Raw genomic sequence first — 12,289 nt, forward strand, 5'->3', positions numbered from 1 at the left:
CCGCGCTTCAGTTTCCGTGCGAAGCGGAAGCGCGCGGCGATGACGTTTCGCTCGATCGTGTCGCTTCGTGTGCCGAGCGTGTCAACAGCCGGCGTCTGATATAGCGGTTCAACGGCTCCGCATAGAAGCGCGCGATCAACGCAGCGACGATCGCGGCGAGCACGAAAAACGCGGCCATCAGCAGCAGCTTGTCGTCGCCGGTTGTTGCACGCGGCGGATAGATCGTGCGCAGCGAGCCGAGCACGATCAGGTGAAACAGATACAGCTCGTAGCTGTGCCGCCCGAACCATGCGGGTACTGCGCCGACTATCGTGCTGAGCGAAAAACGGCTACCTGTATGCGGTTTTTCGTCGAAAGCGCCGAGCATCAGAACAGCGGTACCGAGCGCCATCGCCGTCACGCCGAATACGTTGGTCTCGCCGATCGGCCCAGACAGGTACAGCGGGATCATGCCGGTCAGCGCAACGAGCCGCAGCACCAGCGCGTGCCCGCGTTGCAGCGCGAGCCGCGTGTCGAGCAATGCAGCGCAGCAGCCGATCGCGATGCCGTCGAACGACGCGAAATACGCATAGAGAAAGCCGGCCTCGTCGCCCTGATGCGCATAGCGGTACAGCGGCCCGACGAAGACGATCAGTGTCCAGAACGCGAGCAGCGCGCGTTCGCTGCGCAGGATTCCGCCGAGCAGCGGGAACGACACGTAAAACACCTCTTCGACCGACAGCGACCACAGCACGCCGAGCGCGTAATTGAACCAGCCGTGATGGGCGATCAGCACGTTCATCCAGAACGTCAGCGATGCGAAGTTGACGAGCCAGAACGACAGCACGTCGTCATTCTCGGGCCGGTTCTGGAAAATCTCGATACCCGAGAACGCGAGCAGATTGACGACGACGAGCAGCAGCACGAGGCACGGCAGGATGCGCGCGGCACGCAGCGTATAGAACGCGCGCGCATCGACGTCGCGCAGCGACGACCAGCGGCGCAGCGCATTCGATGTGATCAGGTAGCCGGACACGACGAAGAACGCGGTGACGCCGTAGTTGCCGTTGCGCGCGATTGCCCGTACCGTGTCCCAGCCGAACGTGCTCGCGAGCCACGTGTCGCGCAGCGGGTAGGCGATGTTGAAGTGATGGAACAGCACGACGAGGATGGCGATGCCGCGGGTAACGTCGATCCGCTGACTGCGTCTTTCGTTGCTCATGCGGTGGTTCGCGATCGAAGAAAAACAGACTGCGTGGCGTCGTGCTGACGGGCAAGCTACCGGTACGGGTAACGACGAAGCCTGTCCGGCGAGTGTAGCGGCTTTTCGCTGCGTAGCGGCCGGTTTACGACGAAGCGCATGAAGCGCACGGCGAGCGACCCGCCGATGCGACGAATGGACAGCGGCCCCGGATGGACTCCTCGTTAAGGACGAACGGCGCGCCGTCCTTTTTAAAGGCATTGCCGGGTCGATCCTTACCGATGCCGGTTCGTTCTTTGAATGGACCGACGGGTATGCTAGATTGCCCTGCGCGTTCACGTAGGGTCGAGCGAGAATCAAGCGACAAGCGGGCAACAAGCGCGCGCGCAGCCAGCGCATGAATTGCTGTATGAGTGTCATGCGGAAATACGCCAAGGGAGCGTGCCATGTGGGTCATTGTGGTCGGTGTTGTCATCAACCTGCTTGTGTCTTACGAGGCGTATTCCAGTCTGCAGGAATTGCTGCAAATGCTGCCGGATTTGGGCGTAATGGTCGCGGGCAGCATGATCGTGGACATCACCACGTGTTTGCTGGTGTTTTTCTGTCTGCTTTCGATCGCTGGAATCTTCGTCATTCTCGCGGGGAAGAAAAAGCCTGGCGCGATCATGGTGATCGTCGGCTCGGTGATCACGCTGCCGATCGGACTGGTCGCAATCATCGGCGCGCGCAATCTGATCAAGTCGCTCGGCACCGATCTCGATGCACGCCGCAAGCTCGCGCCTCGCAACGGCGCGACGCCGCCGTCGGCGTGAGCTTTCACGACACAGAAAAACGATGAGCGAAGAACCGGACCTGCAGGTATGCCGCGCAACGCGGCGCGCAACGTCGATGACGATCACCGGCACGGTGTTAATACTGCTGTCGGCCGCGCTGACCATCGCGCTGAACGATGCGCTGGGATTCGGCACGGCCGGCATGGCGGGTGTCGTGCTGATCGTGATGGGCGTCTGGAAGTCGCGCAATGCTTACGTGACCTTTCGCGCCGATCACTTCGAAACGAAGCTCGCGCCCGGCGCGAGCTGGCATGCGGTGCTTTACAGCGAGGTGACGCGCGCCGAACTGAACGGCAAGAAGCTGCTGACGATCGACTATCGGCAGCACAACGTTGCCAGTACGGCGAAGCCGAAGCGCATCAAGATCCGCCTGACCGAAATGATCGACGACGAACGCGAAGCATGCGTCGCCGCGTTTCGCGCGCATTTGCCGCGAGGAGTGATGGTGGAGGTGCGCTGAAGTTTTTCAGGCGCGGGTTGAATTCAGTAGAGGCGGGTAGAGCGCTGCGCGTGGTCATGGCAATCCACCACAGTAACGCGCAGCCAGCCATCCAGCTTGCACGCGGACCGCGTCACGGTCCGCGCGACGCATCGCGGGCGCGATGCGTGAACCTCAGTGCCCCGACAGCAGCACGCTCGCGATGACACCCGTCGCGATGGCGGTGAGCACGTAGTCGCCGTTCACACCGACCCACTGATAGCCGCGCGGCGGCGCTTGCAGATTGTGGCCGCGCCAGTCGTCGACGACGTAGTTGCGGTCGCGGTATTCGGCCGGCAGGCGGTCGCCGCGATGCCAGTCTTCATGGGGAACCGGACCACCGGTGCGATGCATGTCCGCGTCGTGATACGAGTGTCCGCGCGGGCCGCCGTGTGCGGGCGGATGACCATGGTCGTCGGGACGATGCTGTTGTGCGAATACGGCCGTCGAAGTGCCCAGCAGCGAAACGATGACCAGCTGTGCGATCGTTTTTGATTTCATGTACGAGTCTCTCGTTGAGGGAGTCGATGACGGTAGACGCGCCGTTCGTGCGAGACATGCGGCGCGACGATACCGGGCTGGTAGTGCGGCGCGAGGCGATCGACCTCCGATCGATCTCGCGGTAGTGCCGGAACATGATCGCATGGATCGTGTGGCGGTCGCGTTATCTGTCAATGATGTGTCAAATGGGGCGCGCTTCCCGGACAACGCGAAAGCCTTTCGCAATGCATTCATTGCGCATTGAATCGTCTCGATACCTTATCTGCATATCGCCTGCAAAATGAGGCGTGGTGCGGCTCTCCGGGCATTTCTCCGAATCCGCCGGGTTACTTTTTCCTGTCATCGACCCTCGTCAAACTCCTTGACAAAGAGTTGACGTCGCTCTAATTTACGCGTCTCAAACAACAATGATTCTCATTTGCGGACCAGCAATGTGCTAGCTGATTCCGGGAGTGTCATTGGGCATCGACTCATTTCCAGCGGGCCGTATCAGCCATTGAGCATGGAATGATTATTGTTTCGCACTTTTAATTCGGAGCATTCAGATGAGCTGGGGTGACGACAACACCAATTTCCACGTCGTGATTAATGACGAAGAGCAGTACTCGATCTGGCCGGATTACAAGGCGATTCCCGCCGGCTGGCGCGAAGCCGGCAAGTCGGGCAAGAAAGACGAATGCCTCGCGTGGATCGACGAAGTGTGGACCGACATGCGTCCGCTCAGCCTGCGCGAGGCGCTGGCCGAGAGCGACACGCAGGGTGCCCGCTCCGGCTCCGCGGCTGACTGATCGATGACTGTCGCCGTCCGTCCGGCAGCGCAGGCGCAGTCCGCTGCGTCCGTCACGCTGGTCTGTCTCGCGCACGCAGGCGGCAACGTCGCGCTGTATCGCGAATGGCAGCAGCGGTTGCCGTCGTGGATTCGCGTGCACGCGCTCGAACTGCCGGGCCACGGCGCGCGTCGCGCGCTGCCCGCTCACACCGAATGGCCCGCGTTGATCGAGCAGCTTCACGTGGATTTGCGCGCGCGGGTCGATACGTCGCGTCCGTTCGCGGTGTTCGGTCACAGCATGGGTGCGCTCGTCGGGCTCGAACTGCTTCACGCGATCCGTCTGCGCGACGGCCGTTCGCCGGTGTGGTTCGGTGTATCGGGCGTGACTGCGCCCACGCAGCGTGACGCCGAGACGGACTGGCTCGATGCATCGCACGACGCGATGCTCGACAAGCTGAAAGAACTCGGCGGCACGCCGGACGCGCTGCTCGCCGACCGTGAGTTTCTCGATCTCGTGATGCCGCTCATGCGCGCGGATTTTCATCTGTGCGGAGTGCATCCGTTGCACGCGGCGCTGGCCGCGCGCGGGCCGCTCGATTGCCCGATCGCGGCGCTGATCGGGCGCGACGACGACGCGACAGCCGATGCCGCCGACGTCGCCGCATGGTCGCGCGAAACGCGCGGCGCGCTGACGACACACGCATTCGACGGCGGCCATTTCTATCTCGACGGTGCGCCGGAACCGGTCCTCGCGTGCGTTGCGACTTCTCTTGCAGCTGCGCTCGCTTCGTCGATGCATAGGCCGGGTGTGGCGCACGTAACACCCGCGGTTCAGTCGAAAGGCGAAGCATGGATGCATTGACCGGCACCGACGTGCACGGCGAAAGCGTGCCCGGGCGCAACGGCATGCGTGCGTCGCTCGTCCCGATGCCGCATGGCCGTCCCGTTCGCGGACAAACGTCGCGTACCGGTTGCGATGACCGGCTGACCTCACCCACCGCCGCACGTTTCCCATTCCACTTCCCGTCTGTCAGGACTCCACCAGAGTTCCAGAAAAAAAGGATCGACCGATCATGACGCAATCGCTGCCTCCGCTTTTTGCCTTCGGCCCGTTCGACGGCCAGAGCGAACACTACGTGTCGCTCATCAAGCAGTTCTCCGCTGCGCATCCGTTCCGCAGCGCGACCGTCGATGAGCTGCTGCTCGATGACGACTACCATCGCCGCCCGCTGCGTCCCGAAGACTTCGAATTCCTGAAGTTCCAGAAGCCTGTGCGTGTGCATAACGTGAGCCGTCTGCCCGCGCTCGCGTCGGGCCGCACGCTGCTGTCGATCTACGAGCTCGACGTCGCGCGCCTGCCGCGCAGCAGCGATCCCGCCGAATGGCAGCACTTCGCCGACTTCTATCGCGACGACACGAAAGTGCTTGGCGCGCAGATCGCACCGTTCCTCGAAGGCTATGCGTTCGCCTATCTGGCCGAAAACGTCGACGCGACCGAAGACGTCGCGACCGTGAGCGCGCGTCTCGCGAAGATCGTCGACGATGAAACGGCGTTCTGGGGCGAGACGTTCGGCCGTCTGATGCGCAACGACTATCTGGAAGAAGGTCTGCGTTTCATCATGGTTCAGCGCTGGGCACTTGCGGTATCGAAGCGTCGCGCACTCGCGCAGGCCGAAGCAAGCGGCTTCTTCGACATGCTGCCGCCGGACGATTGCCCGACGCTGACCGGCGATCTGCCCGACGACGCACTGCTCGAACGCGTGGCCGCCGCATGCGGCGTGACGCGTCGGCAGCACGCGTACTGGCAGTTCTATCTGCCGACCAGCACCGCGAAATGCAATCTGCTGTACGCGCTCGCACGTCGGCCGGATCGCGCGTTCGGTCTGATCGGCGCGGCGTTCGCGGCCGAAGCCGAATGGCTCGCGTTCGGGCTCGCGCTTGAAAAGGCATGCGCGCATCTGCAGCCCGCGTCGCGTCGTCCCGCCGATGCAGCGGAGCGCAAGGCCGAACTGATCGGGCGTTTCAGCAACGCGCAACAGCTTCTCGTCGAACGCTTCGGCGCCGCCGCGGCAGGACAGTGCGTGCAGGGCGTGGTCGCAGGCGAACGGCTCGCGGAACGCGGTCGCTGGGATCTCGGCGAGCAACTGCTGTGGCTGTCGTCGATTCGTCGTTACGTCGAATTCGCGCATCGCATCAGCACGCGCATCGACGCCGAATGCCCGGACATCGATCGCGAGACCTTCATCGAGCCGCACGAAATGTGCTCGACGACGCACGTTCACAACGACCACCGTCTCGTCACGATCCAGGAAGGCGAGATGCTGTTCTGGGGCAACGTCGGCATGCAGCACAAGATGAACCAGGGCGACATGGTGCTGATTCCCGACGGACGTCTGCATGGCTCGACGGTGGTGTCGGGCGAATGCACGTACCACCAGCCGATCATTCCGGACGACTGGATTCAGGCACTCGTCGCCGAACTCGACAAGCCGGCGACAGCGGCGGCGTGATCCAGCGCGACACCGCGAACACGTAGTGAATCACTGACGAATACCTGAGGCGCTTTGCGCCAACGTCCGATGCGCCTCGACAGAAGGCGTCCGGTTCTCCCCACAGGTGCTGTATCGACACGCTCCGGCCGCGCGCCGGGGTCCTGTGCATGCGCGCCGCGCATGCGTGACAGTGGGCTCAGAAACGAGAGAGATGACGATGGAATCAGGCAATGCCGGCGTGACGAATTTCGACGGCTTCGTGGCCGAAGACTGGAAAAGCCGCATCATCGACGGCCGCGCGACCGGCGCGGCGGTGTCGCCGCCTGCGTGGCTCGACGCGTCGTATGCGACGCTGCGCGAACAGGTGATGCATCCGGAGTACCCATGCTTTTTCGGCACGATGGCGGAAAAGCGCGGCGAGATGTTCTACGCGTTCGTCAACGGCAAGGACATCCGCAACCTGCCCGCGACGATGCAGACGTTCGCCGAACTCGCATCGCTGCCGCAGTACCGGAAGAACAACATCGCGGTGTTCTTCGAGCCCGACGCGACACCGCTGTCGCACGACGACTATCACGAGCTGTTCTGGCATGCGCTGCAGCAACTGCATAACGTCGACCCGGACCCCGAAGCCGATCAGCAACCCGAACCGTCTCACGAGGACTGGGAGTTTTCGTTCGCGGGCGTGCAGATGTTCGTCGTGTGCGCGTGTCCGTCGTTCACCACGCGACACAGCCGCAATCTCGGGCCGGGCATGGTGCTGCTGTTCCAGCCGCGCAGCGTGTTCGTCGACACGATCACGAACAAGGTGATCGGCCGCGAAGCGCGCAACCAGGTGCGCAAACGCCTCGAAACATGGGACGACGTGTCCGCGCATCCGGACCTCGGTTTTTACGGCGACCCGGGCAATCTCGAATGGAAACAGTATTTCCTGTCCGACGAGAACGAGCGCGCGGCCGATCGCTGTCCGTTCTTGAAGCGCCAGGCGCGCAAGAGCGCGGCCCCGGTTGCGGCGGTACGCGAGGCGGTCACCGCCGAACCGGAGCCTGAGCCTGCGGGTCAGGCCAGAACTTCGAACATGCCGACCGACAAACATTCGAATCCAGCGTCAGCGACTAAAGCGACTGCTGCACCCGCAGGCGATCTGCTGTCCGTCGCCCGCACCTACGCAAGCCTGCCGTCCGACAAACGCGCGACGTTTCGCGCACGCCTGCGCGAACGCGGCATGTCCGGCGAGCAGTTGCCGATCGTCGCGATGCATGACCGCACGCAACGTTTCCCGCTGTCGGCGACGCAGGAACGGCTGTGGTTTCTGTGGCAACTCGATCAGGAAGACGCGAGCTACAACCTGTCGGGCGCATTGCGACTCGAAGGCGAGCTGCACGTCGACATGCTGCGCGCCGCACTCGATCACGTAGTGAATCAGCACGACATCCTGCGTACCCGTTTCGAAGAAGTCGACGGTATCGCTGTGCAGATCGTCGGCGATGCGGGTTACGGCTGGACCGAGATCGACGTTGCACAACGCGAATCGCTCGACGCGCAACTTCAGGCGCTGTCGCTCGCGCCGTTCGATCTCGTGCATGGCCCCGTGCTGCGCGTTGCGCTGCTGCGCGACGCAGCAGGCACGAGCTGCGTGCTGCACGTCGCGATGCATCACATCGTGTCGGATCACACATCGGTACAGTTGCTGCTCGAAGCGCTGACGCGTGCCTATGCGGCGCTGTGCTCAGGTACCGCACTCGACGCAGAACGGCCGCAGATCCAGTACGGCGATGTCGCAGCGTGGCAAAAGGAATGGTCCTCCGATGAAGCGGGCGACCCGCATCTCGCGTACTGGACGAAAGAACTGGGCGGCTCGCAGCCGGCCCTTGAATTGCCCGTCGCGAGAAAGCGCACGGGTATGCGCGCCGCGCGCGGCGCACGCGTCAGCGTCACGTTCGATGCCGCACGGACGAAGTCGCTGAAGCAACTCGCCGCGCGTCACCGGACCACATCCTTCACGCTGCTGCTGTCCGCCTATGCGCTGCTCCTCGCGCGCTACAGCGGCCAGAAGGATGTGCGCATCGGCGTACCGGTTGCGGGCCGCAGCCGGCTCGAGACCGAGCGTGTGATCGGCTTCTTCGTCAACACGCTGGTGATCCGCGCGGATCTCGCGGGCGCCGGATCGTTCGGCACGCTGCTCGCGCGATTGCACGAGCGCGTGCTCGACGCGCATCGTCACGAGGCGCTGCCGTTCGCGCAGCTCGTCGACGCGTTGCAGCCCGAACGCAGCGTCGGTCAGACGCCGCTTTTCCAGGTGATGTTCAACCACACGCGTGCTGAACCGAGGACACTCGACGTCGCAGGCCTGCGCATCTCCGAGTACGCGAACGACGTGCCGACCGCGCGCTTCGACCTTGTACTGAACGCCGTCGAGCGCGGCGATGAACTGCGGCTGTCGTTCAACTATGCAGCCGATCTGTTCGACGAAGCGATCGTCGCGCAGATGCTCGACCATTACGTCGAGATTCTCGCGCAGGTGGATACTGCAACCGACCGCCCGCTCGCGCAGATCGCGCTGAGTCGCGATCGCAGCGGCGAAGATGCGGTGCGACGCACTGCGTTTGCACCCGTCGGCGCGCAGTTCAGCCGCCGCGCGGCGACGAATCCGCTCGCGCCGGCGCTTCATTGCGAAGGCGAGCGCATTGCATACGATGAGCTCGAACGCTGGACCAATCGCATCGCGCGCCGGTTGAACGGGCTTGGCGTGCGTGCCGACGAGCGCATCGGCCTGTGCGTCGAGCGCTCGGTCGCATTGGCGGCGGGCGTGCTCGGCGTGCTGAAGTCGGGCGCGGCGTTCGTGCCGCTCGATCCCGCGTACCCGCTCGAACGTCTTGCCGCGATGCTCGATGATGCGGGCATCGTGCGCGTGCTGGTCGATTCGACCGGCAGCGAACGGCTCGGCGAACTGCTGCGAGGCCGTGAAGCGATTGCGATTGCAGACGAACGGCCCACGGCCGCGCAATCATCGACTGTCATCGAAGACGATGCACCGTTCGACACCCCGATTCATCCGGAACAACTCGCATACGTGATCTACACGTCGGGGTCGACCGGTCGGCCCAAGGGTGTTGCGATCAATCACGGCACGCTCGCGCAGCATCTCGACGATTTCATCGCGACCTACCGGATCGCCGCGACCGACAAGGTGCTGCAATCGTCGACGATCAACTTCGACGTCGCACTGCACGAACTGCTGCCCGCGCTGCTGTGCGGCGGTCAGGTCGAGATGCGCGGCCCGCAGTTGTGGGACCCGGAAACGACGAGCCGTCATCTGATCGACGAACGGGTGACGTTCTCGCGGATTCCGACCGCGTACTGGCAGCAATGGCTGCGCGAACCGCCGCCGGCGGAATCGCTCGCCGCGCTGCGGCAGATCACCGTTGGCGGTGAAGGACTGCCCGGCGACGCGTTGCGTCAATGGCGCAGCGGACCGCTCGGTCATATCCGTCTCGACAACCTGTACGGGCCGACCGAAACGACGATCGCGTGCATGTACCGCGAGACGCGCGCACAGGACGAGGAACAGGCGATCGTGTCGATCGGCGGCGCGTATCCGTCGCGCTCGGTACAGGTCTGCGATGCCGACGGTAACGAAGCGCCGGTCGGCGCGCTCGGCGAACTGTGCATCGGCGGGCATACGCTTGCGCGCGGTTATCTCGACCGCGCTGCGCTGACAGCGGACCGCTTTATTCCGGATCCGCACGGACCGGCCGGCAGCCGGCTGTATCGCACCGGCGATCTGTGCCGCCGACGCGCGGACGGCAGCATCGATTTTCTGGGACGTCTCGATCAGCAGGTGAAACTGCGCGGCTACCGGATCGAACTCGGCGAGATCGAAGCGGTGTTGCGCGAAGCGCCCGGCGTGCAGGCGGCTGCGGTCGCGCTGCGCGGCGACGGCGATGCGAAGCGGCTGGTCGGCTACGTGGTGGGCGATGCCGACGATGCCGTTGTGCGTCGCGTGCTGCAAAGCCGTTTGCCGGGGTACATGGTGCCGTCGGCGCTTGTATGGCTCGAACGTCTGCCGGTGATGCAGAACGGCAAGGTCGATCGCGCGGCGTTGCCTGAGCCCGCGTTCGAAGCGGTGCGCGCGCACGTCGCGCCGCGCACTGCGCTCGAAACGTCGCTACTCGCCATCTGGCAGACGGTGCTCGGCCGCGACGGTCTGAGCATGAGCGACAACTTCTTCGACGTCGGCGGCCACTCGCTGCTGATGATGCGGGTCGCGTCGCGTATCCGTCAGGAACTCGGTCACGATGTGTCGCTGCAGACGCTGTTCCTGCATCCGGTGCTGGCCGATCTCGCCACCGAACTTGCGCAGCAGCACGCACAAACCGTCGATGCGATCGTGCCGAGCGAGCGTAGCGCTCACAGCGTTCACGTTCCGTTGACGCATGAACAGGAACGTCTGTGGTTCCTGTGGAAGCTCGAACCCGATAGCGCGGCTTATACGATCACGGGTGCCGTGAATCTCACCGGTACGCTCGACCGCCAGGCGGTGCGCGTGGCACTCGACGGCCTCGTTGCGCGCCACGGAAGTCTGCGTACGCGCTTCGTCGAACAGAATGCACAGCCGTCGCAAGTCATCGATGCGGCAGGCCGCTACGAATGGCGCGAGGAAACCGTCGGCGGTCGCGACGCACTCGATGCACGTCTGCGCGCGCTCTCGCGCGAACCGTTCGATCTCGAACACGGTCCGATGCTGCGCGTCGCGCTGCTGGATCATGCGGACGATCAGACCGTATTGCACTTCGCGATGCCGCACATCGTCTCCGATGCATGGTCGCAAGCGATCCTGCTGCGCGAATTTTCGCAGCTGTATCGTGCAGCGTGCGGCGATGAAGCTGCATCGCTTGCTTCGCTGCCGATCCAGTACGCCGATTACGCGATATGGCAGCGCACCGACGCGAACATCGCCGCGCTCGACGCGCACTATGCGTACTGGCAACGCGAACTGGGCGGCGAACAGCCGCTGCTCGCACTGCCGGTCGACCGTGTGCGTCAGGGGGCGCGCGGTGACGCGGGGGCGAGCGTTGGACTCACGATCGATGCGACGCTTGCGCGCGCGCTCGATCAACGCGCCCGCGAACAGGGCGCGACGCGTTTCATGACGCTGCTCGCTGCATTCGGCACGGTGCTGCAAGGCTACAGCGGACAGCACGATGTGCGCGTCGGTGTGCCGGTTGCGGGCCGCGACCGGATGGAGACCGAAGCGCTGATCGGCTTCTTCGTGAACACGCTGGTGATCCGCATGACGACGCCACGCAGCGAGCCGTTCAGTGCGTTGCTCGGCGAAGTGCGCGAACGCATGATCGGCGCGCACGCCCATGTGCTTGCGCCATTCGCGAAGCTCGTCGAGCGTTTGCAGCCTCAGCGCAGCATCAGCCACACGCCGCTGTTCCAGGCGATGTTCAATTACAGCGCGCAGGGTCAAACGGAAATCGGGTTGCCTGGTGTTCAGGTCGAGATGCTTGCGGGCGGTGCGGGGACTGCGCAGTTCGACGTGTCGCTGCATGTTTCAGTCGATAACGACGGACTCAAGATCGCGCTGAACTATGCGACCGATATCTTCGAGCGCACGACGGCGATGCGTCTGCTCGACAGTTATGTCGCTGTGCTCGAACAGATCGCGCGGCAGCCGGAGGTGCGTGCACCGCTGCTCGCGAGTGCCGATGATGAGGCGCACGTTGCGCAATGGAGCGCATCGCCATCGCGTTACGAGCCGTTTGCTGGTGTGCATGAGCTGTTCAGCCGTGAGGCGCTGCGTCATCCATCGGCAGTGGCGCTGGTGTACGGCGAAGCAGTGTTGACGTACGCGGAACTGGAGTCACGTGCGAACCGTCTAGCGCATTTCCTGATCGGGCGGGGCGTAGGCCCCGAAGTGCGGGTCGGCATCGGCGTAGAACGCTCGGTGGAGATGGTGGTGGGCCTGCTGGCGATCCTGAAGGCGGGTGGCGCGTACGTACCGCTAGACCCGGAGTACCCGGCCGAACG

At 64.0% G+C, this 12,289-nt stretch carries 8 protein-coding genes; 6 read left to right on the plus strand and 2 right to left on the minus strand.

From position 1 onward, the window contains the following. Positions 1-7: 7 nt before the first annotated feature. A complete protein-coding gene (locus tag E1748_RS27970; RefSeq protein ID WP_133650479.1) occupies positions 8-1,201 on the minus strand; it encodes an acyltransferase family protein in 1,194 nt (397 codons plus the stop codon). Between the two features lie 425 nt (positions 1,202-1,626). Between E1748_RS27970 and E1748_RS27975 the strand changes: the two genes are divergently transcribed. Both E1748_RS27975 and E1748_RS27980 read left to right on the plus strand, forming a co-directional pair. Further along, positions 1,627-1,992, plus strand: coding sequence for a hypothetical protein (locus tag E1748_RS27975; RefSeq protein ID WP_133650480.1), 366 nt, complete (start codon positions 1,627-1,629; stop codon positions 1,990-1,992). A gap of 22 nt (positions 1,993-2,014) precedes the next feature. Beyond that, the gene (locus E1748_RS27980) at positions 2,015-2,473 is read left to right on the plus strand and encodes a hypothetical protein (RefSeq protein WP_133650481.1); all 459 of its coding nucleotides are present in this window, start codon (positions 2,015-2,017) and stop codon (positions 2,471-2,473) included. A gap of 153 nt (positions 2,474-2,626) precedes the next feature. On the opposite strand, the gene E1748_RS27985 is transcribed toward E1748_RS27980, so the two are convergent. Next, a complete protein-coding gene (locus tag E1748_RS27985; protein WP_133650482.1) occupies positions 2,627-2,992 on the minus strand; it encodes an RcnB family protein in 366 nt (121 codons plus the stop codon). Between the two features lie 545 nt (positions 2,993-3,537). Between E1748_RS27985 and E1748_RS27990 the strand changes: the two genes are divergently transcribed. From E1748_RS27990 to E1748_RS28005, 4 genes are all read left to right on the plus strand, one after another. Further along, the gene (locus E1748_RS27990) at positions 3,538-3,780 is read left to right on the plus strand and encodes an MbtH family protein (protein ID WP_133650483.1); all 243 of its coding nucleotides are present in this window, start codon (positions 3,538-3,540) and stop codon (positions 3,778-3,780) included. A 3-nt stretch (positions 3,781-3,783) separates the two neighbouring features. Further along, positions 3,784-4,623, plus strand: coding sequence for a thioesterase II family protein (locus tag E1748_RS27995; RefSeq protein ID WP_133650484.1), 840 nt, complete (start codon positions 3,784-3,786; stop codon positions 4,621-4,623). Between the two features lie 211 nt (positions 4,624-4,834). After that, entirely contained in the window at positions 4,835-6,271 is a 1,437-nt protein-coding gene (locus E1748_RS28000) for a cupin domain-containing protein (protein ID WP_133650485.1), read from the plus strand. Between the two features lie 193 nt (positions 6,272-6,464). Next, positions 6,465-12,289 (plus strand): non-ribosomal peptide synthetase (locus E1748_RS28005; RefSeq protein WP_133650486.1); only part of this gene is annotated, 5,825 nt, incomplete at its 3' end.

This window comes from Paraburkholderia flava, assembly GCF_004359985.1.
In the GTDB taxonomy this organism is placed as follows: domain Bacteria; phylum Pseudomonadota; class Gammaproteobacteria; order Burkholderiales; family Burkholderiaceae; genus Paraburkholderia; species Paraburkholderia flava.